The sequence below is a fragment of the Marinobacter sp. SS8-8 genome, from assembly GCF_030540945.1.
GTDB lineage: Bacteria > Pseudomonadota > Gammaproteobacteria > Pseudomonadales > Oleiphilaceae > Marinobacter.
The window spans coordinates 1-23,247 of the sequence record NZ_JASSVN010000014.1 but is presented as its reverse complement, the minus strand read 5'-3'; the positions used below and the strand labels follow the sequence as shown (position 1 = coordinate 23,247).

The following is a 23,247-nucleotide window of genomic DNA, read 5'->3' as shown; positions in this document are numbered from 1 at the left end:
TTGTACAACCACGAAATGGCACTGGTAACGCTGGGAATCAATCATCGCACGGCCCCTGTTGAATTGCGGGAGCGGGTGGCGTTTACGCCCGAGCGCATGGCGGAGGCGTTTGCGGAACTCCGGGCGACCTCCGGTGCCAGCGAGGCGGCCATCCTTTCCACCTGCAACCGCACCGAACTTTATCTGGCTGGCGATGACGATTGCGCCCCCATGGTGCTTCGCTGGCTGGCCGGTTTTCATGATCTGGACGCCGCCGAGCTTGAAGAAGTGCTGTATGTACATCGCGACGGCGATGCGGTGCGGCATATGATGCGTGTGGCGGCCGGCCTTGACTCCATGGTGCTGGGCGAGCCGCAGATTCTCGGGCAGCTCAAGGATGCCTACTCTCTGGCCCGGCAGAACGGTGCCAGTGGTTCCTTCCTCTCCCGATTGTTTGAGCACACCTTTTCCGTGGCAAAGCGCGTGCGTACCCAGACTGCCATTGGTGAGAATCCCGTTTCCGTAGCCTATGCGGCCGTGAGCATGGCTCACCATATCTTTGCGGATATGTCCCACAACAAGGCGTTGCTGATTGGCGCCGGCAAGACCATTGAACTGGTGGCCCGCCACCTCGCGGATGCCGGAGTGAAGAATTTCCTGGTGGCCAACCGTACCCTGGAGCGGGCGCAGGCGCTGGCGGAATCCCGTGGCGGCAAGGGGATTGTCCTCTCCGAAATTCCGGACCACCTGGCCGATGTTGACATTATTATCTCCTCCACTGCGAGCCCGCTGCCGATCCTTGGCAAGGGCGCTGTTGAGCGTGCCCTGAAGAAGCGCAAGCACCGTCCCTATTTCATGGTGGATATTGCGGTGCCCCGGGATATCGAACCGGAAGTGGCCTCGCTGGCAGACGTCTATCTGTATACCGTCGATGACCTGCGCCAGGTCATTGAGGAAAACATCCGTTCCCGTGAGGGCGCGGCCCGGGAAGCGGAGAATCTGGTGGCTGCAGGGGTTCAGGATTTTCTGAACCAGTTGAGGGCACTGGATGCGGTGTCTACCCTCAAGCAGTTCCGCCAGCGCGCTGAAATACTGCGCGATGCCGAGACCGAAAAAGCCCTGCGTGCCCTGCGCAACGGAACAGACCCCGAGACCGTGCTGCGCAGCATGGCACGGGGGCTTACCAACAAACTCCTGCATGAACCTTCTGTTCAGGTTCGCAAGGCCACGACAGAAGGTCGGACCGAGGTGACAGAATGGCTGCGTGAGTTGCACCAGCTGGAGACACTGGACGCGGACGCGACGACTACCCCGGAAAAACTATGAAGCCATCGATCCAGTCCCGCCTCGAGCAGCTTACAGAACGTTTCGAGGAAGTCAGCGCGTTGCTCAGCGATTCTTCCACCATCTCGCAGCAGGACAAATTCCGGGAGCTTTCCCGGGAGTTTGCCGAGATTGAGCCTGTTGTTCATTGCTTCCAGGCCTGGCAAGAGTCGCTCGACGATATCGAGGCTGCCAGAGAGCTGGCGAAAGATGGCGACGCAGACATGCGGGAGATGGCCGAGGAAGAGCTGAAACTCGCGCAGCAGAAAAACCAGGAGCTGGACGAGGAACTCCAGCGCCTGATGTTGCCGAAAGACCCCAATGACGGAAAGAACGTGTTCCTTGAGATCCGCGCTGGCACCGGAGGAGATGAGGCGGCCATTTTTGCCGGGGATCTGTTTAAAATGTATCTGCGCTATGCCGAGCGTCGCCGCTGGCAGGTTGAAGTGCTGAACGAGAGTGAGGGTGAGCACGGCGGGTACAAGGAACTGATTGCCCGGGTCGCCGGCGACGGAGTCTACGGTGCCCTCAAGTTTGAGTCCGGTGCTCACCGGGTGCAGCGGGTGCCGGAAACCGAATCACAGGGCCGTATCCATACCTCGGCCTGCACGGTGGCGGTAATGCCAGAGGCCGATGAGGCCGAGGCCATCCAGATCAACAAGGCGGATCTGCGGGTGGACACCTTCCGCTCGTCAGGGGCGGGTGGTCAGCACGTGAACAAGACCGACTCTGCCATCCGGATAACCCACCTGCCCACCGGCATTGTGGTGGAGTGCCAGGAAGAGCGTTCGCAGCACAAAAACCGGGCCAAGGCCATGAGTCTGCTGGCATCCCGGCTGCAGAATGCGGAGACTGAGCGACAGCAAAAGACCATGGCTGAAACCCGCAAAAGCCTTGTTGGCAGCGGGGACCGCTCAGAGCGTATCCGTACCTACAATTTCCCTCAGGGCCGGGTAACGGACCACCGGATTAATCTGACGCTCTACAAACTCGATGAAGTGATTGCCGGTGATCTGGATGCGGTGATTGTGCCGTTGCAGCAGGAGCACCAGGCGGAACTGCTCGCCTCCCTCGCCGATGACCAGTAAACCCTCACTGACCTGTGAAGCACTTATAAACCAGGCTGCTGATCGCATCGACAGTGATTCTCCAAGACTGGATTCCGAGCTGCTATTAAGTCACGTCACCGGGCTTGGGCGGACCAGCTTCCGGGCCTGGCCGGAGCGCGAAGTTACTGAATCACAAGCCGAGACATTCGAAGCGCTGGTGGCAGAGCGCGTTGCCGGCACGCCGGTGGCCTACCTGCTGGGGCACCAGGAGTTCTGGTCGCTACCGCTGAAAGTAAGTACTTCCACCCTGATTCCCCGGCCGGATACCGAATGCCTGGTGGAGGTCGCCCTCGGTTTACCGTTGCCGGAACAGGCCCGGGTTCTGGATCTTGGTACCGGTACCGGCGCCATTGCACTGGCTCTGGCCAGCGAGCATCCGGGCTGGCGGATAATGGCGTGCGATGAGGTGGACGAGGCGGTGGAGCTGGCACGGGAAAATAGCAGATTGCTGGCTTTGCCGGTTTCAGTGGCTAAAAGTTCCTGGTTCTCGCAGCTGGAACCCGCCCGTTTTAACCTGATTGTCTCCAATCCACCCTATATAGCGGGCAACGACCCTCATCTGGGTGAAGGTGATGTGCGTTTCGAGCCGGCCTCGGCTCTGGTTTCTGGCGCTGATGGCCTGGATGATCTCCGGTTGATTGTGACACAGTCGCCGGACTGGCTGGTTGAAGGTGGCTGGTTGTTGGTGGAGCATGGCTTTGATCAGGCCGGGCCGGTAGTTGCGCTGTTCCGCGACCGGGGGTTTGCCGAGGTGCAGAGCCTGCAAGACTATGGCCGTCGGGACCGGATGACTCTCGGACAATGGGCGGACACTAGGCGGGCAATGGTGCCCCTCAACCGCGGTGAACAGTCGGGATTACAGCAGGGGGGATCTCCGGATGCTCAGTGATGAGGAGTTATTGCGCTACAGCCGGCAAATCCTGATGTCGCGGTTCGATATTGCCGGCCAGGAAAAGCTGAAATCCGCCCGGGTGCTGGTGATCGGCGCAGGCGGCCTGGGGTGCCCGGTGGCCCTTTACCTTGGCGCAGCCGGTGTTGGCCAGCTGCGCCTGGTGGATGACGACAACATCGAACTGGCCAATCTCCAGCGCCAGATCGGTTTCGAGCAGAACCAGTTGGGTGAATCCAAGGCGGAAAGCCTGGCTGGCCGTATTCGCCGGATCAATCCGTTGGTGTCGGTTACTGCCCTGGATCAGCGCCTGGAGGGCGAGGAACTGGCCAGGCAGGTTGAGGAGGCGAGCCTGGTGGTGGACTGCAGCGATAACTTCAACACCCGTTTTGCTCTCAATCGGGCCTGTGTGGCGGCGAAGGTGCCTCTGGTTTCGGGTGCGGCCATTCGCGGCGAAGGGCAGCTTTCGGTGTATGACAGCCGGCAGCAGAGCAGTCCCTGTTATCACTGTCTGTATCCGGAGCAGGGTAATGAGGATCTGACCTGTTCGCAGGCGGGGGTGATTGCGCCGTTGGTCGGGATGATCGGTTCGGCCCAGGCCATGGAAGCCATCAAGGTAATATCTGGTGCGGGTACGCCGTTGGTTGGCCGGCTGCTGATTCTGGATGCCTGGGAGATGCAGTGGCGGGAAATGAAGCTGGTTCGGGATCCTTCCTGCCCTGTTTGCTCGGAGTAGCTCTGTGAGTTGAGCTGGCAGTCCAACTCTCGGGATGCAGGGTCGGGGACGGCCTTCCCAAAACACGCTCCTTGCGGCACGTCCCTGTGACGCTTGGGCTCCGCCATCCATGGCTCCGCACAGTTTTGGGAAGGCCGTCCCCGACCCTGCGTCATAGCTCTGCACTCTGCGGCGGTCCGCCTCGTTGTTTTTTTAGTTCTTCAGTGCCTGAAACCTGGCGATTGCCTCTTTCCTGCTTTCTTTAAGATCAACGATCTGTCTCGGGTACCCTTTCGGAATCATGCCGCTTTTCGCGCCGGGATCGTGAATCCGTTTGTTGTCCAGCATGGCCAGTTCCGGGACCCATTGGCGGATGAAGTCGCCGTTGGGGTCGAAGCGTTCACTTTGGGTGACCGGGTTGAAGACTCGGAAGTAGGGCGCGGCGTCAGTGCCGGTGGAGGCGCTCCATTGCCAGCCGCCGTTGTTGGAGGCGAGGAAGCCGTCGACCAGCCGGGACATGAAGTAAGCCTCGCCCAGGCGCCAGTCGATGAACAGGTTTTTGGTGAGGTACATGGCGGTGATCATGCGCAGGCGGTTGTGCATCCAGCCGGTTTCGTTGAGCTGGCGCATGGCGGCGTCGACGATGGGCACGCCGGTGTTGCCGGTTTTCCAGGCGTTGAAGTTGTCGCCGGGGTGGTTCCAGGCCAGGGCTTCGGTTTCCGGCTTGAAGGCGCGATGCATGCTGGTCCGGGGGTAGTGGTACAGGATGTTGATGTAGAAATCCCGCCAGGCGATTTCGTTGATCCAGGTAGCCAGGCCTTCCTGGTTGCCGCCCATGCCCTGGGCCTGTTTTGCGGCCAGCAGGCATTGGCGGCCCGAAAGCACGCCGTTTGCCAGGTAAGGGGAGAGCTGGCTGGTTCCTTTGGCGGCGGGGAAGTCCCGTTCGGCTTTGTAGCTGCCTCCGCGTTCCTGCAGAAACTGTTCCAGCTGGTCGTGGGCGGCATCTTCGCCGGTTGGCACCAGTGGCCTGGACGCGCTCTGGAAAGCTTCCGGGAGGGTGTCGATTTTTTCAGGGGCCATCGGATTGCCCCGGGCTTTCGGAGCCGGGAACAAACCGGAGCGGGTTTCCTCGATCCAGCTGCGCCAGCGCCTTGAGAAGGGGGTAAACACCGAATAGGGCTCGTTTTGCTGGGTGAGAATCTCACCTACCGGTGCAACGGTCTGGTCACGGTATTTGCACACGCGGATGCTCAGGTCATCAAAGCGGTGCTTGATGGCCTTGTCCCGTTTACGCTCGTTAACACCGTACTCTTCGTTAAAGTGCAGCGTTTTAATGCCGTGTTCAGCGCAGTGGCTTTGCAGTTTACGGATGCTGTCTTCAAAGCGTTCGGCATGAATGAAGGCGAGCGGTATGCCCAGTCTGGCCAGTTCCTCAGACAGGGTATTGGCGTGGGCGGTCACAAACTGCACGCGAGCCGGTGACCAGTCGTGTTCCTGCCACTGCCCCGGGGTGAGAATAAAGCAGGCTCGCACGCGTTCGGCGCCCTTGCAGGCAGCCGTGAGAGCCGGGTTGTCGGCAACCCGGAGATCGTTTCTGAACCAGACCAGTTGCGTCATCCTTAGTCCATTGTCGCCTGAGGAATTGATATAGGGGTAATTACAATCCGGTGTTTCAATAAAATCACTGACTTGGATATTCGCCCGGGGTGGCCGATTGGATTATAGTTGAGTCACCTTAGTCTATAATTTCGCGTGCACCTCAGGCTGCAGCGTTTCAGGGAGTGTTGTGCCGGGAATGGAGAATAGCACCGAAGGCCGTAGGGACGGCGTCTGGGCCCAGCCATACTCTCTGGCCTCCGGGCAGACCCAGTATCACCAGTTGGGCCACGTTCGTTTGTGGGTTACCTTGCTGGACCTGGAATGGCAGATCCGTTCTGATGCGCTGGAGCCGGGTGCCGATCTGGCCGGTTGGATGGAAACCATTGGTCACACCCTGCCGGCAGCCACGATCCCCGTGCAACGGTTTATCCGGAAGGATCAGTCGTCGACGGTCACGTTTGTTCCGGCCGTCGCCAACCGGCCTACCGTGATACGCCCCTACCAGCCCCTTACGATTCCTGCGGGCGGGCGCTGCACGATTTATGTGGGAACGCCTGTCTGGATGAAGGTTTGCGTGGGTGAAAATCAATCCCTGTTAACGGAAATCCCTCTTGCCCTTCCTTCCCTGACCTGGGTGGGGAAGAACACCATGGAGGGAGAGCTCTGTTATTCCTCAACGAGTTTCGCGCGGCTGGTGCTTGAAGCTGTGCCCAAACGACCCTGGCGGACGGTGACTCCGGTTACCCTGATCAACCGGCGCCCCGAACCTTTACTGCTCGAACGGTTCAGTCTGCCCACCCCGTTGCTTTCGCTGTATCGGAACGAGCGTGGGCAGCTCTGGACGCCCGGGGTAACGGTGGAGGTGGAGACTGATATGAATTCCGCCAGTCTGCATGTTGATGAGTCAGTGTTGGCCGCCGCGGGAACCTGCCTGCCCGTGGCGGAGGCCAGGGAAAAACTGGCCCGTGGCCGACTGGTGCGGGCTTTTGATCGAGTGTTTGGTTAAAACGGATCTGACGGAGTTGATACTTTGCTAGAGGCAATTGAAACAGGCATTTTGAAAGTGTTCACCGACATCGCCTGGGGCCAGTGGCTCAGTTCCGCCTTTTTATTGGTGCTCGGGCTCTTTCTCGCCTCGCTGGCCGCCCGAAGCGTTTCCAGGTTCATGGCGCAGCGGTCCTCCCGCCACCATACCGTGATAGTGCGACGGCTGGTGTTTTACGTCATCGTTGTTGTGTTCAGTATCGCGGCGCTGAGGGAAGCCGGTTTCTCCCTGGATGTGGTGCTAGGTGCCGCCGGTATACTCACCGTGGCTATCGGCTTTGCGTCACAGACCTCTGCGTCCAACATGATCAGCGGTCTGTTTCTGCTGGTTGAGAAGCCCTTTGAAATTGGTGACTTTATTGAAGTGGATGCCACCCTGGGCGAAGTGATTGGTATCGATATGCTCAGCGTGAAGTTGCGCACCCGGGACAACCTGTACGTGCGTATTCCCAACGAAACCCTGATCAAGACCCGGGTGGTTAACCGTTCCCGGTTCCCGATCCGGCGGCTCGACCTGACCGTGGGAATTGCCTACGCTGAAGATGTTGAGAGGGTGGAATCGTTGCTGCTGGATCTGGCGGAGAAAAACCCCGTGTGTCTGGAAGAGCCCAAGCCTTTCACGCTCGTGACCGGGTTTGGTACGTCTTCCGTGGATCTGCAGTTTTCCTTCTGGGTTCCAAAGGAAAAGGTGCTCGAAGGCCGGAGTGACATGATGGTGGCGATCAAGAAAGCGCTGGACCGTGAAGGTATTGAAATTCCGTTCCCCCATACCAGCGTTTACGCGGGTAGCCATTCGGAGCCCTTCCGTGTTCAGCTGTTGGGGCCGGAACAAAATACTGAAAAGGATCTCCCGGATGCCGACAAAGACAGCTGAAGTCATTAAAACCGTGGCCCCGACACCCGCGGGGAACAAGATCAGCCTGGGCTGGCGTGAATGGGTGGCGTTGCCGGATCTGGACATCGGCCGGATCAAGGCGAAGATTGATACCGGTGCCCGAACGTCCTGCCTTCATACATTCCGCACCGAGCCCTACACCGAAAACGGTGAGCGGCGGGTGCGCTTCTGGGTGCACCCGATACAGAACGATCTGCACCATGTTGTGGAGTGTGATGCCAGAGTTCTGGATGAACGAAACGTCTCCGATTCGGGGGGGCACAAGGAGATGCGCCTGGTTATCGAAACCACGCTGGTCGTCGGCGACCAGAGCTGGCCCATTGAAATGACATTGACCAACCGTGATTCCATGCGGTTCCGGATGCTGCTGGGCCGGACCGCCATGGCCGGGCGCTCAGAGATTTATCCCGAAGCCTCCTATCTTGCCGGTGAGCCGGCCCCAAGGACTGAACAATGAAAATTGCAGTATTGTCGCGAAACCGCCACCTCTACTCGACCCGTCGTCTGGTTGAGGAAGGCATTAACCGTGGCCATGAAGTGAAGGTCATCGACTGCCTTCACTGTTCCATGAATATCACCTCAGCCAACCCACAGATCCACTACCACGAAGAAGTGCTCGAGAATTTCGATGTGGTGGTCCCCCGGATCGGTGCATCGGTTACCTTCTACGGGACTGCGGTATTGCGCCAGTTCGAGATGATGGGGGTATTTCCGGTTAACGAATCTGTTGCCATCACCCGTTCCCGGGATAAGTTGCGCTCGCTGCAGTTACTGGCCCGCAAGGGCGTCGGGATGCCGGTGACCGGTTTTGCCAACAAACCCGACAACGTACCGGAGCTCCTGAAAATGGTGGGGGGCGCGCCGGTGGTCATCAAGCTGCTGCAGGGCACCCAGGGCATTGGCGTGGTTCTGGCAGAAACCCGGAAGGCGGCGGAAAGCGTTATCGAAGCCTTTATGGGGCTGAAGGCTGACATTCTGGTGCAGGAGTTCATCAAGGAAGCCGGTGGTGCCGATATCCGGTGTTTTGTGATTGGCGACAAGGTAATAGCCGCCATGAAGCGACAGGGCGCCGAGGGGGAGTTCCGGTCCAACCTGCATCGGGGAGGCAGTGCCTCTCTGGTGCGGATAACGCCGGAAGAGCGCCGGACAGCCATTACCGCGGCGAAGTCCATGGGCCTGAATGTAGCCGGTGTCGATTTGCTGCGTTCCAGCCGTGGTCCATTGGTGATGGAAGTGAATTCATCCCCCGGCCTTGAAGGCATTGAGAATGCCACAGGCAAAAATGTCGCGGGTATGATCATCAACTGGACCGAGAAGAACCAGCAACCCTGGAAAACCCGGACCAAGGGGAGAGGCTAGAACATGGCCCGCGCGCCTTTTGATATTGCCGGTACCCAGATCAAGGCCGGCACCCGGCAGACCATTGAAGTGCCGGTGGCCAAACTCTACACCCACACGCCGCTGCATATTCCGGTGGAAGTGGTGCATGGTCGCCGGGGTGGGCCCGTTCTGATGGTGTGTGGCGCCATTCACGGGGACGAAATCAACGGAGTGGAGATTGTTCGCCGCGTGCTGACCAATTCCGCCCTGCGACATCTGCGGGGCACCCTGGTGGCGGTGCCCATCGTCAATATTTTCGGGTTCGTGCAACGCACCCGCTACCTGCCGGACCGGCGAGACCTGAACCGGTGTTTCCCCGGCAGTGAAACCGGTTCCCTGGGCGGTCGCATTGCGTATTTGCTGCGCACGCAGATCATGGAAAAGGTTACTCACATCATTGATCTCCATACCGGTGCCATCCATCGGTTCAACCTGCCGCAGATCCGGGCGGAACTGAAAAACCCGGAGACCACCCGCATGGCGGAGGCCTTTGGCGCGCCGATCATAATCAACGCCGGCTTGCGGGACGGTAGCCTCCGTGCCTACGCCGATTCCCAGGATATTCCGGTGGTCACCTTCGAAGGTGGTGAAGCCCTACGGTTCGACGATGTGGTGATTTCAAGCGGCGTAAAGGGCGTGATCCGGGTGATGCGGGAACTGGAAATGATTCCCGCCAAGAAGGGCCCGAAGGCGCCGAGAAAGCGCTCGGAAACCGCGGCCAACTCCCAATGGGTGCGAACGGACACAGACGGTATCATGCGCCCGGTGGCAAGCCTGGGCCAGAAGGTACGCAAAGGCCAGAAACTGGCCATGGTGGCGGACCCGTTCGGAGAGTCCGAAACCGCCGTGCTCTCGCCCTGCTCTGGCATCGTTATCTGTGTCAATAACCTGCCTCTGGTGAATGAAGGCGAGGCCATCTACCACATCGCCCGGTTCGATGAACTCAGTGAGGCGGAAAAGGCCATGGATTATTTTCGCAGTAGCTACGAGGGAGATCTGGGCGACGATGTGGTTCCCGTCCATCCCTGGGACGAACGGCAGAGATAATCACGAGGTTCGCTATGATCTGGGATCAGACCTTTATTGAACTGGCACCGCTACCTCGCGGGTTTCACCTGGTAACCAATGAAATCATTGCCCAGGCGCCGGAGCTCACCAACTGTGAAGTTGGGCTGTTGCACCTGTTTATCCAGCACACCTCCGCGTCCCTGGCGGTTAATGAGAATGCTGATCCGGATGTTCGGGGTGACCTGGAGCGCCACTTCAACGTGATGGTGCCAGAGAATGCACCACACTATGAACACGTTATGGAAGGCCCGGATGACATGCCGGCCCACATCAAAAGTATCCTCATAGGTCCTTCACTGACCCTGCCGGTCAACCACGGTCGGCTGGCCCTGGGTACTTGGCAGGGAATATACCTCTGTGAACACCGTAACCGTGCTGATAGCCGCAGAATTGTGGCGACACTGCAGGGGCGATGGTGATTCGCAACCCGAAAGCTGGCATTTTGCGCGACAGACTCTAAGCTTGGGAGGTGGGTAGTAAGCGAATAAAATCTGGCATGGAGCCGTTGTGAGCCGCTTTGACCGCATCTACAGGATTCATGATTTACTGCGGAATGCCCGCCATCCCGTCCCGATGCGTGTATTTATGGATGCGCTTGAAGCCAGCCGGAACACCATCACCCGGGATTTCGAATTTCTGAGAGACTCACTGGGCGCGCCAATTGAATACTGCCGGCAACATAACGGCCATCAATACGCGCCCGACTCATCCGAGTTCGAACTGCCCGGGTTCTGGATGACCCCGACGGAATTGTATGCGCTGCTGGCATGTGAGCAGTTACTGGAGAACGTGCAACCCGGGATGATTACCAGCCGGCTGGCGCCACTGAAAGACAAGATTCGTCACCTGCTGGGCGAATCGGGGCACGACGCCGAACGCATCAGCGAGCGCATCCACATCCAGCCCATCCAGGCCCGCACGGCCGCGCATCAAATCTTCGACCCGGTTGCCGAGGCAACACTGGCGGGTAAACGGCTGACCTTCTCCTACAGCGCTCGCAGCGGTACTGGTAGCACACACCGCCAGACCGATCCCCAGAGGTTACTGCACTATCGCTCAAACTGGTATCTGCTGGCAGTGTGTCGTACCGCCGGTGCCCTTCGCCTGTTTTCCCTGGACCGGATTTCCGAACCCCGGGTGCAAGGCACACCATCTGCACAAAGAACCATTGCAGAACTAGACGGGTTTGCCTACGCCAGCTTCGGCATTTTCGGTGGCGGCCCAAAGGGCACCGCGCACCTCAGGTTCTCCAGCCATGCGGCGGAGTGGGTGGCGGATGAAATCTGGCATCCGGACCAGATAGGAGAACACAGAGACGGCGGCTATCACCTGAAAGTGCCCTACTCCGATGAGCGGGAGCTGGTCATGGAGGTGTTGCGGTACGGGGCGGATGTGGAAGTGCTCGGACCGCCGGAACTCAGGGCGGAAGTGGTTTTGAGGATACGGAAAATGGCGGGGATGTACTGATAATTTATTCAGTGGTGCAGTTTGTGGGGCATCCGCGGTGATAGTGTTTTAGTCGACCAATCTTGATGATGTCTGGATAAAGGATAAGAAATGCAGGACTACCTTCGTTATTGGGGTAAAGCCAAGCCAGCCCAAGGAAAAGCCGGTGCCCCATGCCATTTGCTGGCATACCACTCACTGGACGTGGCAGCTGTAGGATTCTACTTGACTGATACGGCGTCATCAAAGGGAAAGGCGATCTCACGGGCACTGGGCCTATCAGGGCCTGAGCTACAGAGTATTTTCACGTTCCTGCTTGCGATTCATGATCTTGGGAAGTTTTCTCAATCCTTCCAGGCATTGGCTCTTCCTGAACTGGAGTTTTTGAAAAAGCCGGACCCTGGTTTTAGCTACGATGTTCCTGGCGGGCATGCTGCCCTGGGCATGTTGCTATGGAAGCGTAGCCCGGTGTTCCGGGAGAATACCGTAGAGGCCTGCGGCTGGCTAGAACCGAACGCCCCGCGACGCTTCGCCCGCAGGTCAATGGAAACCATGCTGGAAACGACCTTTGGCCATCATGGGCAGCCGGTGAATACGGGAAGGGACCTTGCCGAGAACTATTTCCTGCCGGAAGACGAGCAAGCCGCCTGCAACTTTGCGATGGAGGCAGCGAAGCTCATAAAGCCAGAATGGCCCCTGTCCGATATGGATAATGAGTTTTGGCATCAGACGCTCAAAAAAGCAACGTGGCAATTTGCTGGGTTAGCCGTTCTGGCTGACTGGCTTGGGTCCGATCAGTCGGTCTTCTCTTATGTCACCGAGCCCATGCCGTTGGAAGATTATTGGCATGACTTTGCCTTACCCCGTGCGCGTCATCAGGTTGAACGCCTGGGTTTCAACAGGCCCAGGCAGGCAACAACGTTTCCCGGCGTTAAGCCGTTCTTTGGGTTCAGCCCGACACCCCTGCAACACTGGGCTGAAACGGTTGATGTTTCGGCGACGCCACAGCTATTCATTCTGGAGGATGTTACCGGGGCAGGTAAGACCGAAGCAGCCGTTACGCTTGCACATCGGCTGTTAGCCAAAGGCTACGCGGAGGGGCTGTATTTCGGGCTACCCACCATGGCAACGTCAAACGCCATGTATGCCCGTATTGCCGACTATTATCAGCGATGGTATCGAGAGGGTGAAACGCCCGGCCTTGTATTGGCCCATGGTGCGCAGCGACTACACAAGGTGTTTCAGGACTCCATTATTCCCGGCCAGCCAAAAGACCTGGACTACCGCCCCGAGGAGCGCAGTGCCTCAGCCGTGTGCAACCAGTGGTTCGCGGATTCCCGCAAGAGAGCGCTGTTGGCGGATGTTGGTGTGGGAACGATTGACCAGGTGCTTATGGGCGTACTGCCGTTCCGGCATCAATCGCTGCGCATTGTCGGCATGGCGAACAAGGTCTTGATCGTCGATGAGATACACGCATGCGATGACTATATGCTAACGCTGCTTTGCGCGGTATTGGAGCTTCATGCGCAGCAAGGAGGGTTTGCCGTCCTTTTGACCGCGACGCTGCCAATGGACATGCGGGAGAAACTTGTCAGAGCCTGGCGGCGAGGTCTTGGCCAGCAAGGCAGCGACCTCACTTTTGATGCAGCCTTTCCACTTGCGTCCGTCGTCAATGGCCACACTCTTCACGAAGAAAGGCTGGCTACCCGGCCAAGTGTGGCCAGGGAACTCGCGATTGAACACATATCCGGCCAGTCACAGGCTGCTGAGATATTGCTGGCTGCGGCAAGCGGTGGCCAGTGCAGTTGCTGGATTCGCAACACAGTGGATGATGCCATTCAAGCCTATGAATGGATCAGGGGGCAGGTGGACGACCCGGAGAGCGTATTGCTGTTCCACAGTCGATTTACGATGGCTGACCGCCAACGCATTGAGAGCCAGGCTCTCGAATGGTTTGGCAAAGAGTCCAACGCTTCGGACAGGGCCGGGAGAATACTCATCGGCACCCAGGTGTTGGAACAATCACTGGATATCTGCCTGGATGTCATGGTGACTGACCTGGCGCCGATGGACCTTCTGATCCAGCGCGCGGGACGCCTGCATCGGCACCGGCGAGATCCCAGCGGCAATCCGATGACGGATGGTGATGGCTCGGACCGTCGGCCACCTCCGGTGCTTCGAGTACTTGCGCCCACTTTTACAGCAACTCCCGATAAAGATTGGATTCAAAGTTTCTTGCCCGGAACGGCGTCGGTCTATGTCAATCACGGCCAGCTCTGGTTGACTTTGCGGGCTTTGCTGGAGGAGCAGTCGATTCGGATGCCCGACCGGGCGCGATGGCTGATTGAGTCGGTTTACGGACCGGACGCTGACATCACAATTCCCGAAGCTCTGAAGGACAGTTATTTCGAACATGAAGGCGAGCGGCAGAGCCAGGCCGCCATGGGGCAGTTTAACCGGCTGGACCTGGACAAAGGCTATGTGACCGCGAGCGCAAAAAGCGGCTGGCAGGGGGAAGTGGATATAGGCACCCGTCTCACAGACGAGCCAAGCGTTAAAGTCACTTTAGTGCAACTTGATGAAGCGGGGGAACGGTTGGTACCACTGGAAAACGGTTCCCACCCATGGGAAATGAGCCAGATCAGTATCCGCCAGTCCCTCGCCGACAAGCTGCCAGAATTCCCGGAGGCCCTGGCAGCGCTCCAGGATGAGCTCTTCGAGAGCCAGCCTGGCCTTCGCTTTTCAAGGTTGTGGCTCGGTCCATTTGATGAGGGCGATTACCACTACAGTTCACAGATGGGGTTATGCCGTGCCAACCACCGCAGAGAATCCAGGAGAGAGTAAACGTATGAATCTGCTAACAGCTCCTTGGTTACCGTTTGAGAAAGTGGGCGGTAAAGTTGAGTACCTGCCCGTCACGAGCGTGGTCTCACCAGATGTGATTGATCTTGCGCTGCCCCGGGCTGACTTTCAAGGTGCGGCATACCAGTTTTTGATTGGCTTATTTCAGACCGCCTTTGCGCCATCCAATATTGATCAGTGGATGGAGCACTACGAGAACCCACCAACAGAGCAACAGGTTTCGGATGCTTTAGCCCCTTTTTCACCATGCTTTGAGTTGGACGGTCCGGGCGCGAGTTTCATGCAGGATTTCGATAGCTTGGAGAGTGGGTCACGAACACCCATTGCGGGACTTCTGATTGATTCACCGGGGGCATCGGCCATCAAGAACAACACCGACCACTTTGTGAAAGAGGGGCGAATAGTCGCCGCTTGCCCAAACTGTGCCGCAATGGCGCTGTTCACCATGCAGATTAACGCGCCCTCCGGCGGCAAGGGTTATAGAACCGGCCTTCGTGGAGGTGGCCCACTGACCACATTGTTATTGCCTTCCGGCGAGTCCAGTTCGCTCTGGCAGAAACTGTGGATCAACGTTTTGGAAAGCGACTCGGTTGGTGGCTCAGGGGTGACAGGGCCTGACCCCGACGTTTTCCCGTGGATGGCGCCCACCCGCACCAGCGAAAAAGGCCAGGCCACATTGCCGAGCCAGGTCCATCCCTTACACGTGTTTTGGGCAATGCCAAGACGGTTCCGGTTGGAATTTGAACACAGAGAGGCCTGCTGCGATCTGTGCGGGCAAGTAAGCTCACTAAGCGTTCGCCACATTCGAACCCGAAATTATGGCAATAACTACGATGGCCCATGGCGACACCCATTAACACCGTACCGGCGTGACTCGAAGCAGCCCCAGCAGACTCCATTGTCAATCAAGGGGCAGCCCGGAGGTATTGGGTACCGGCACTGGGAAAGTCTGGTGCTGGAGGATGCGCAAGGTGAGGGAAGCCTGCCTGCCTTGAATGTGCTGGACTATCCCAGAAAAGCGGATGAATGTGAGGCGGAGGGTGTTGAACTACCCAGGGTAGCCCGGTTGTGGTCTTTCGGTTACGACATGGACAAAATGAAGCCCCGTGGTTGGGTCGGCACCCAACTGCCGTTTCTCGCCTTGCCCAACCGTCATCAAGAGCGTTTGCAGAACTGGCTCAGAACCATGGTGACTTATGCAAAGGAGGTTTGCTGGCAGCTTCGCCGCAGCACTAAAGAGGCATGGTTCAAGCGCCCATCCGAAGCTAAAGGCGACCTGGAGTACATCGATTCCCGGTTCTGGGAGCAAACCGAGCAGCCGTTCTACGACTTGCTCGCACAACTGGGCAGCCGTTTATTGGCAGAGGATATCCGACGCCTTCCCGCCGACATTGCGAAACAGTGGTACCTGGACGTACGTCATCAGGCCAGTGCTATCTTCGATGAGCTCACCCTGAGTGGCCCCCCTGAAGCTCTCAATATGAAGCGCATTACCAAGGCCCGGAATGGCTTTCATGGGTGGTTCAGTAAAAACAAAACCGCCAGGAACTTCCGTAGGCAGACCGGGATGGATGATCAATCATCCGCAGGCAACGAGCCTGATCAAGTGCAGCCAGCCATTGATTAACAAGGAGCGGCCATGACCTCAAAAAAAATCCATTACCAGATATTACGTGATGAGGCGCAAAGGCGCCGCGTATTAATGTGGTGGGGCAGGCTGCACGGCCAGCCCTCACTGCTGAAGCAGCTTGGCGGGGAATGGGCTCCGCCTTCGCTTCCTCCGGCCCAAAGAGCGGAGCTACGCCGGTGCCACACGGTTGACGATGTACTGCTGACCGAAGGTTTCCGAAATCTCTGGTTCTCGCTGGATGAGCAAGCACAGGGGAACCAGGCCAGCATGTTGGCCTGGGGCATGGTGGCCGGGGCACTGGCCGATGTGCGACAGCACAATGCCTCCATGTCTTTTGCCGCCGCACTGGGAAGCCAGAAAGAAAAGACCGGCAAGCCCCACGCCAGTGAATTGCGATTCGCCCAATTGCAGAAAAGCGATGGCGTGGATTCCTTCCTTCGCCGTTGCCGGAGATCCATCGCCTTACTGGGTGGCGCCGCACACGTTACCTCGCTGGCCGATGGCATTCTCCATTGGGCCAAAGAACATCAAGGCGAGGCCAGTAGCGCCGCCAATCAAAGGCTGGCGGTGCGTTGGGCTACCGACTATTTCACGGCACTCGCTGAGTACCAGAAATAACCAAGAATGACGTCAGGAGAAATGACGATGACCACCTTTATTCAATTGCACATGCTGACCTCCTATCCACCGGCCAACCTGAATCGTGATGATCTCGGCAGGCCAAAGACCGCGAGAATGGGGGGCGCTGAACGCCTGCGTGTTTCCTCCCAGAGCCTGAAGCGTCACTGGCGCACCTCTGACCTGTTCCAGGAAGCGGCGGCAGGCCATGTGGGCATCCGAACCAAACGCCTGGGTGTAACCATTCGTGAGAGGCTGGAGGCAGCCGGAATCAAGGAAAAGGATGCCCGACAATGGGCGCGTGACATCGCTGACGTCTTTGGCGCATTGAAGAAAGACAGTGAAGAGATCGAGCAACTGGCTCACATTGGCCCGGAAGAAAAATCGGCCGTGGATGATCTGGTTGCCTCACTGATTGAACAAAGCCGCGCCCCGCAAGAGGACGAGCTGGCGCTGCTGAGAAAAAATCCGACTGCTGTGGATGTGGCACTGTTTGGCCGAATGCTGGCCGCTGACCCTGCCTTCAATGTTGAAGCGGCCTGCCAGGTTGCCCACGCCATTACGGTTCACCCGGTAGTAATCGAGGATGACTATTTCACCGCCGTTGATGACCTCAATAACGGTGATGAGGACCGAGGTGCAGCCCACATCGGTGAAACCGGCTTTGCTGCCGGGTTGTTCTACAGCTACATCTGCATCAATCGGGATCAGTTGGTTGCGAACCTTTCGGGTAACGGCAAATTGGCGGATAGGGCCATTGCCGCACTGGCGGAAGCGGCCGTAAAGGTTGCACCGACTGGCAAGCAAAACAGTTTCGGTTCCCGGGCGTACGCCAGCTATGTGCTTGCGGAAAAAGGTACACAGCAACCACGGTCACTGTCCGTCGCTTTTCTGAAACCGGTAGAGGGTAGCGATCAGGAGCGGGAGGCCATCAGCGCCATCGACAGCCAGGTTGAACGCTTCGACAGTGCTTACGGAGCCTGTGCCGACACCCGCTACACCCTGAATGTGCTAGCCGGAGAAGGTTCATTTGGCGAACTGCTGCAATTCCTGAGAAGCGAATAAGAAGGGGTCAGGTATGGAGATTCTGACATTCCAGCTCTATGGGCCATTGGCCAGTTGGGGCACACCCGCTGTCGGTGAATCCCGTCCTAGTTCAGACCATCCAGGGCGTTCCGCGCTGTTGGGTTTGCTGGCGGCTGCGTTGGGCATAGAGCGGGACAACGCAGCAGGCCAGCAGGCACTGGCAAGTTCGGTTCAGTTCGCCGTAAAACAGCTTTCCGCGGGTCGCGTGATTCGGGACTTTCACACAGTCCAAGTCCCGAAGCGCGACCGCAAGGCGCGGTACGCCACCCGAAAGGATGAAATGGCATTCTCCAGTGACCGGTTGAATACCATCATTTCCCGGCGTGAATATCGTTGCGATGGCCTATGGCGCGTGGGCGTGACCACTACGAAAAACAGCGACTGGACGCTCCAGGAACTTGAGGCCGCGTTGCGACAACCGACGTTCACGTTGTACCTCGGACGGAAATCCTGCCCTTTAGCGGCACCGCTCTCGCCAAAGATCGTTCAAAGTAGCGGCATTCAGCAGGCACTCAGTGGTGATGTGCCACTGTTGCACGAACAGCAACAGCGATGGCTCGCCCTGGGCGAGACCGTGGACTATTACTGGGAAGGCAGTGCCGGGGATTTGCAACCTCAGGATACCCAATACCCCGAAGATGATGTGGTAAGCCGCCAGCGTTGGCAATTCAAGGGACGGCAAGAGCATCACGCTCGCGTAAAGGAGACTGCATGATGTATCTTTCGCGCGTGCGGGTCACGACCGAAGGCCTGGATCGAAAATGCCTGGTGTCGCTGCTTAGCGGTGACGCTTACGCCAACCATCAACTCCTGTGGCGTTTGTTTGGTGATGCCACCGAGCGCTCTTTTTTATTCCGCCAGGAAACCGAACAGGATCAGCTCAGCCCCGATCATAACCCCAGAGGGTTGCCTCTGTTCTATGTCCTCTCCGAGCAAGTGCCAACAGCAGTTCCCGGGCTGTTGGAACTGGAAACCAAACCATTTTCGCCGGCACTGGCAACCGGTGACCAGCTTACGTTTCGCTTGAGAGCAAATCCAACCATTTCGAGAAAAACCGAATCTGGCAGGTCGGCTCGTCATGATGTGTTGATGGATGCCAAGTCCTGGTGTAAGCACCATGGTGTTAACGACCGGAGTGAGGTTCAGAGCCACATGGTCGACGCGGCGATCACGTGGCTGAACAATCAGTCTGAAAAGTCGGGCTTCAACATGGTGAGCGCTCCCCAACTGACTGGCTATAGGCAGCATGCGATCAGGCGAAAGGGCACGGAAATCCGCTTTTCCTCAATTGATTATGAAGGAGTTTTAACGGTTACCCACCCTGAACGGTTCAAAGACATGTTGTGTCGTGGCTTGGGAAGAAGCAAGGCATTTGGCTGTGGTTTGATGATGGTTCGACGGGCATAGGGGGTTGCATGACGTTTGTTCCCTTAAAGCCCATCCCGATGAAGGATCGCGTGTCGATGATCTTCGTTGGGCGCGGGCAGATAGATGTCCGAGACGGTGCCTTTGTTGTCGTGGACGAAGTCAACGGAGAACGTATGCATATCCCGGTGGGATCTGTCGCGTGTCTATTACTGGAACCTGGCACACGGGTCTCTCATGCAGCCGTAAAACTTGCATCAACGGTGGGCACCCTGATGATCTGGGTTGGAGAGGCAGGCGTGCGCCTATACTCCGCCGGGCAGCCCGGCGGAGCTCGTTCTGACCGGCTGCTCTACCAGGCCCAACTTGCACTGGATGATTCATTGCGACTGAAAGTGGTTCGTCGCATGTTTGAAATCCGTTTTGGAGAAGAAGCGCCGCTGAGGCGCTCTGTCAACCAGTTGAGGGGGATTGAAGGCGCCAGAGTGAGGAAGCTGTATCAAGCTCTTGCAAAACAGTATGGGGTCAAGTGGGATGGGCGCCGGTATGATCCCAGTAACTGGAACAGCTCAGATCCGGTTAACAAATGCTTGTCAGCTGCGACCGCTTGCCTGTATGGAGTTACGGAAGCAGCGATACTCGCTGCCGGCTACGCACCAGCGATTGGCTTTCTTCATTCTGGAAAGCCGAAGAGTTTTGTTTACGACATCGCCGACCTGGTTAAGTTTGAAACGGTGGTGCCGGCTGCATTCAAAGTAGCATCCACATCTCCCGCCAAGCCTGACCAGCAGGTTCGCATAGCCTGCCGGGATGCATTTCGCCAAACACGCTTATTAAAGCGCTTGATTCCATTGATCGAAGATGTTCTTCAGGCTGGTGGTATTGAACCACCGGAACCCCCACCTGATAGTCAGCCACCGGCAATTCCGGAACCCGAGTCCATCGGTGATTCCGGCCACCGGAGCCAATAGTATGGCCATGTTGGTTGTAGTTACTGAAAATGTTCCGCCGAGACTCAGGGGGCGTCTTGCCGTTTGGCTTCTGGAAGTTCGAGCTGGAGTTTACGTTGGTGATGTCAGCAGGCGCATTCGAGAAATGATTTGGGAGCAAGTAGGGCAGTTGGCTGAGGAGGGTAACGTAGCAATGGCCTGGGCCAGCAACCACGAATCTGGATTTGAGTTCCAGACCTTCGGGGGAAACCGCCGTGTACCGATCAACCATGATGGTCTTCGATTGGTGCGTTTTTTACCTGCATCCGATAACTAGTTGAATTTCTTTGGATCTTTAAAAATTCAATATACGTTTAAGGGCTAAATAGTGCCGGTGGAATGCGCCGGTATTATTTTTGTCTTCATAAACAATGGTGTACGATTAGACCGTTCCCCGCGCTCGCGGGGATGAACCGATCGAAAACGAACCGGAGCCGGAAGCGCTGCCCCGTTCCCCGCGCTCGCGGGGATGAACCGCCACAATAACAACGTTTGAGCCTACCAGAATCCCGTTCCCCGCGCTCGCGGGGATGAACCGTGCTGGTGGGTTACCTGCTTTACGCCATACTGCCGTTCCCCGCGCTCGCGGGGATGAACCGGTTTAAGACGGCCCTGGAACAGCTGACGGACGCCGTTCCCCGCGCTCGCGGGGATGAACCGTAGACGCACAGCGCGACTCCCAACATGAAGAACCGTTCCCCGCGCTCGCGGGGATGAACCGGCGCGCGTCGCGCTGCCGATGATCTCCGGTCACCGTTCCCCGCGCTCGCGGGGATGAACCGCAGCGGGACGCCCTGATCGCCGCCCTGGATGCCCGTTCCCCGCGCTCGCGGGGATGAACCGAACCCCAACGCCCAGACCCAAGACGTGCCCTCCCGTTCCCCGCGCTCGCGGGGATGAACCGGTGAAGACCACCGGCCGCGCCTTCCTGGAGGACCGTTCCCCGCGCTCGCGGGGATGAACCGAGGTGGTCGTTCAAGTCAGACAGTTTGTTTTTCCGTTCCCCGCGCTCGCGGGGATGAACCGCCCGGGTGCTCGAGGACATGAATCCGCGGGACCCGTTCCCCGCGCTCGCGGGGATGAACCGGGCGCCATCCTGACCCCGGAGGAGATCGAGAACCGTTCCCCGCGCTCGCGGGGATGAACCGCAGCTGCTGGCGTTCAGCCCGGCCGGGCTGCTCCGTTCCCCGCGCTCGCGGGGATGAACCGGCCGCTGGCAGCATCACCGTGGCCACGGGTCCCCGTTCCCCGCGCTCGCGGGGATGAACCGGTGGGCGACGAGCTGGTGGTGACCGGCTACCTCCGTTCCCCGCGCTCGCGGGGATGAACCGGTCACGTCGCCGGTGGATGCGGACGCCTGGCGCCGTTCCCCGCGCTCGCGGGGATGAACCGCGTACCCGGCCACCACCGTGGACACCCAGCGGCCGTTCCCCGCGCTCGCGGGGATGAACCGGACCTGGCCGAGGGCGAGGTGGCCCTATACGACCGTTCCCCGCGCTCGCGGGGATGAACCGAGTTTTTTGGACACCGCTGGCTAGCTAAAGAGCCGTTCCCCGCGCTCGCGGGGATGAACCGGGCTGCCCATGGTGGAGTACCGGCAGACGGTGCCGTTCCCCGCGCTCGCGGGGATGAACCGTGAGGCTCTGCACTGGTGGCGGGCTTTACTTGCCGTTCCCCGCGCTCGCGGGGATGAACCGTTCTTGACCTTGTGAACGAAGCGCAGCGCAACCCGTTCCCCGCGCTCGCGGGGATGAACCGACGACAAGCGGCAAATGACCAACCGCCTGATTCCGTTCCCCGCGCTCGCGGGGATGAACCGGAACCATCGGTCTTAGACACATAATATTGAATCCGTTCCCCGCGCTCGCGGGGATGAACCGGCGCCGAAAGCGTAACCTGAGTATCGCTGTCCCCGTTCCCCGCGCTCGCGGGGATGAACCGTTGTCACGTTGCAACAACTATGGCTACAAAACCCGTTCCCCGCGCTCGCGGGGATGAACCGAGTCCAGGTTGAACATCCCTCGGCGTTTGGAACCGTTCCCCGCGCTCGCGGGGATGAACCGAGATCTACAAGCGCAAGAAGGCGGAGGCCAGTCCGTTCCCCGCGCTCGCGGGGATGAACCGCCCTGAATATCGATGCCGGAATCGTTCAGCAGCCGTTCCCCGCGCTCGCGGGGATGAACCGAGCATAGAGGTCAGCCTGTTGCATCACAGCGCCCGTTCCCCGCGCTCGCGGGGATGAACCGAAGTGCCAGCGCACGAGCCCGGAACAGACCGTCCGTTCCCCGCGCTCGCGGGGATGAACCGTTAACCGTGGGGATGTCACGCCACCAGTCTGGCCGTTCCCCGCGCTCGCGGGGATGAACCGAAGGCGTTTTTTATCGTGGATTCGTTGGAGCTCCGTTCCCCGCGCTCGCGGGGATGAACCGTGCGCCATTTCGGCGGTTCGCTCGGTGACGTACCGTTCCCCGCGCTCGCGGGGATGAACCGCTGGACCAGGGCAGCAATTATTCCACGATTGCCCGTTCCCCGCGCTCGCGGGGATGAACCGACGCAGTGGGACGCGGAAGCCCTCGACTTCCTCCGTTCCCCGCGCTCGCGGGGATGAACCGACGCAGTGGGACGCGGAAGCCCTCGACTTCCTCCGTTCCCCGCGCTCGCGGGGATGAACCGAAAACCCGGGCAAGCTGGTTGACGAGTCCATGCCGTTCCCCGCGCTCGCGGGGATGAACCGGATTAAACCACGTGGCAAACATGCAAAGAAACCCGTTCCCCGCGCTCGCGGGGATGAACCGAAAACCTGGACGGCTTTATCAGCCACGTTCGACCGTTCCCCGCGCTCGCGGGGATGAACCGTCATAGCCGCGCGCTTCAACCTGTACGTATCGCCGTTCCCCGCGCTCGCGGGGATGAACCGGCATCGGCCCGGCCCCGGCTACGCTGGTCGTACCGTTCCCCGCGCTCGCGGGGATGAACCGTAGTGTTAAAGGCGGTCCGGCTGGCACAAAAACCGTTCCCCGCGCTCGCGGGGATGAACCGGCTCAGGCAGCGGGGCTGGTGGGCAAGGGGGCCCGTTCCCCGCGCTCGCGGGGATGAACCGCTCAAGGCGCTGATGCAGGCCGTGCTAGTTAGTTTCCGTCCATAAACGGCGTGTTTTCAAGGTGACCCACCCAGCCAGGTGAGTCAATTTGTCTATTTTCGCCGACTTTATGCCGACTGCATCGCAGTTTGCAGGCCTGCGTCACCCTTT

Annotated in this window: 20 protein-coding genes and 1 CRISPR repeat array; of the genes, 19 read left to right on the top strand and 1 reads right to left on the bottom strand. The window is 58.7% G+C overall.

Annotation, left to right across the window (positions count from 1 at the left end; all coding sequences use genetic code 11):
* Positions 1-15: 15 nt before the first annotated feature.
* The 4 genes from hemA to QPL96_RS13960 are packed head-to-tail and all read left to right on the top strand — an operon-like array spanning position 16 to position 4,036.
* The gene (hemA, locus tag QPL96_RS13975) at positions 16-1,305 is read left to right on the top strand and encodes a glutamyl-tRNA reductase (RefSeq protein WP_303288003.1); all 1,290 of its coding nucleotides are present in this window, start codon (positions 16-18) and stop codon (positions 1,303-1,305) included.
* Positions 1,302-2,390 carry a peptide chain release factor 1 gene (gene prfA / locus QPL96_RS13970; protein WP_303287932.1) on the top strand — a complete coding sequence of 363 codons (1,089 nt, stop codon included), beginning with the start codon at positions 1,302-1,304 and terminating at the stop codon, positions 2,388-2,390. Before hemA ends, prfA begins: the two co-directional genes overlap by 4 nt.
* Positions 2,380-3,300: a peptide chain release factor N(5)-glutamine methyltransferase gene (gene prmC, locus QPL96_RS13965; RefSeq protein WP_303287931.1), complete on the top strand. Its 921-nt coding sequence runs from the start codon at positions 2,380-2,382 to the stop codon at positions 3,298-3,300. Before prfA ends, prmC begins: the two co-directional genes overlap by 11 nt.
* Positions 3,290-4,036: a molybdopterin-synthase adenylyltransferase MoeB gene (locus QPL96_RS13960; RefSeq protein ID WP_303287930.1), complete on the top strand. Its 747-nt coding sequence runs from the start codon at positions 3,290-3,292 to the stop codon at positions 4,034-4,036. The genes prmC and QPL96_RS13960 overlap by 11 nt, the downstream gene beginning before the upstream one ends.
* Before the next feature lie 192 nt (positions 4,037-4,228).
* Here the strand turns inward: QPL96_RS13960 and phrB are convergent, their stop codons facing one another.
* Positions 4,229-5,632 (bottom strand): deoxyribodipyrimidine photo-lyase, encoded by a 1,404-nt coding sequence (phrB, locus tag QPL96_RS13955; RefSeq protein ID WP_303287929.1) that lies wholly within the window; start codon positions 5,630-5,632, stop codon positions 4,229-4,231.
* Positions 5,633-5,810: 178 nt separating this feature from the next.
* On the opposite strand from phrB, the gene QPL96_RS13950 reads away from it, so the two are divergent.
* The 15 genes from QPL96_RS13950 (at position 5,811) to cas2e (ending at position 20,274) form a co-directional block, all read left to right on the top strand.
* Positions 5,811-6,620 (top strand): hypothetical protein, encoded by an 810-nt coding sequence (locus QPL96_RS13950; protein ID WP_303287928.1) that lies wholly within the window; start codon positions 5,811-5,813, stop codon positions 6,618-6,620.
* A gap of 24 nt (positions 6,621-6,644) precedes the next feature.
* Entirely contained in the window at positions 6,645-7,532 is an 888-nt protein-coding gene (locus tag QPL96_RS13945) for a mechanosensitive ion channel family protein (RefSeq protein WP_303287927.1), read from the top strand.
* Positions 7,513-8,010 carry an ATP-dependent zinc protease gene (locus QPL96_RS13940; RefSeq protein WP_303287926.1) on the top strand — a complete coding sequence of 166 codons (498 nt, stop codon included), beginning with the start codon at positions 7,513-7,515 and terminating at the stop codon, positions 8,008-8,010. The genes QPL96_RS13945 and QPL96_RS13940 overlap by 20 nt, the downstream gene beginning before the upstream one ends.
* Positions 8,007-8,912, top strand: coding sequence for a 30S ribosomal protein S6--L-glutamate ligase (rimK, locus tag QPL96_RS13935; RefSeq protein WP_303287925.1), 906 nt, complete (start codon positions 8,007-8,009; stop codon positions 8,910-8,912). The genes QPL96_RS13940 and rimK overlap by 4 nt, the downstream gene beginning before the upstream one ends.
* 3 nt (positions 8,913-8,915) lie before the next feature.
* On the top strand, positions 8,916-9,980 hold the full coding sequence (locus QPL96_RS13930; RefSeq protein WP_303287924.1) for a succinylglutamate desuccinylase/aspartoacylase family protein: 1,065 nt from the start codon (positions 8,916-8,918) through the stop codon (positions 9,978-9,980).
* Positions 9,981-9,994: 14 nt separating this feature from the next.
* Positions 9,995-10,420 carry a secondary thiamine-phosphate synthase enzyme YjbQ gene (locus QPL96_RS13925; protein WP_303287923.1) on the top strand — a complete coding sequence of 142 codons (426 nt, stop codon included), beginning with the start codon at positions 9,995-9,997 and terminating at the stop codon, positions 10,418-10,420.
* Between the two features lie 88 nt (positions 10,421-10,508).
* Positions 10,509-11,468: a YafY family protein gene (locus QPL96_RS13920; RefSeq protein WP_303287922.1), complete on the top strand. Its 960-nt coding sequence runs from the start codon at positions 10,509-10,511 to the stop codon at positions 11,466-11,468.
* 90 nt (positions 11,469-11,558) lie between these two features.
* A complete protein-coding gene (cas3, locus tag QPL96_RS13915) occupies positions 11,559-14,291 on the top strand; it encodes a CRISPR-associated helicase Cas3' (RefSeq protein WP_303287921.1) in 2,733 nt (910 codons plus the stop codon).
* Positions 14,215-15,936, top strand: a complete 1,722-nt coding sequence (gene casA / locus QPL96_RS13910; protein WP_368388919.1) for a type I-E CRISPR-associated protein Cse1/CasA — start codon at positions 14,215-14,217, stop codon at positions 15,934-15,936. Before cas3 ends, casA begins: the two co-directional genes overlap by 77 nt.
* Positions 15,937-15,948: 12 nt before the next feature.
* On the top strand, positions 15,949-16,557 hold the full coding sequence (gene casB / locus QPL96_RS13905) for a type I-E CRISPR-associated protein Cse2/CasB (protein WP_303287919.1): 609 nt from the start codon (positions 15,949-15,951) through the stop codon (positions 16,555-16,557).
* 27 nt (positions 16,558-16,584) lie between these two features.
* Positions 16,585-17,622 (top strand): type I-E CRISPR-associated protein Cas7/Cse4/CasC, encoded by a 1,038-nt coding sequence (cas7e, locus tag QPL96_RS13900; protein ID WP_303287918.1) that lies wholly within the window; start codon positions 16,585-16,587, stop codon positions 17,620-17,622.
* A gap of 13 nt (positions 17,623-17,635) precedes the next feature.
* Positions 17,636-18,358, top strand: coding sequence for a type I-E CRISPR-associated protein Cas5/CasD (cas5e, locus tag QPL96_RS13895; RefSeq protein WP_303287917.1), 723 nt, complete (start codon positions 17,636-17,638; stop codon positions 18,356-18,358).
* Positions 18,355-19,050, top strand: coding sequence for a type I-E CRISPR-associated protein Cas6/Cse3/CasE (gene cas6e / locus QPL96_RS13890; RefSeq protein ID WP_303287916.1), 696 nt, complete (start codon positions 18,355-18,357; stop codon positions 19,048-19,050). Before cas5e ends, cas6e begins: the two co-directional genes overlap by 4 nt.
* An 8-nt stretch (positions 19,051-19,058) precedes the next feature.
* The gene (gene cas1e, locus QPL96_RS13885; protein ID WP_303287915.1) at positions 19,059-19,979 is read left to right on the top strand and encodes a type I-E CRISPR-associated endonuclease Cas1e; all 921 of its coding nucleotides are present in this window, start codon (positions 19,059-19,061) and stop codon (positions 19,977-19,979) included.
* Between the two features lies 1 nt (position 19,980).
* A complete protein-coding gene (cas2e, locus tag QPL96_RS13880) occupies positions 19,981-20,274 on the top strand; it encodes a type I-E CRISPR-associated endoribonuclease Cas2e (RefSeq protein WP_303287914.1) in 294 nt (97 codons plus the stop codon).
* Between the two features lie 110 nt (positions 20,275-20,384).
* Positions 20,385-23,097: direct repeats of the CRISPR family, unit length 29 nt; unit sequence CCGTTCCCCGCGCTCGCGGGGATGAACCG.
* Between the last annotated feature and the right edge of the window lie 150 nt (positions 23,098-23,247).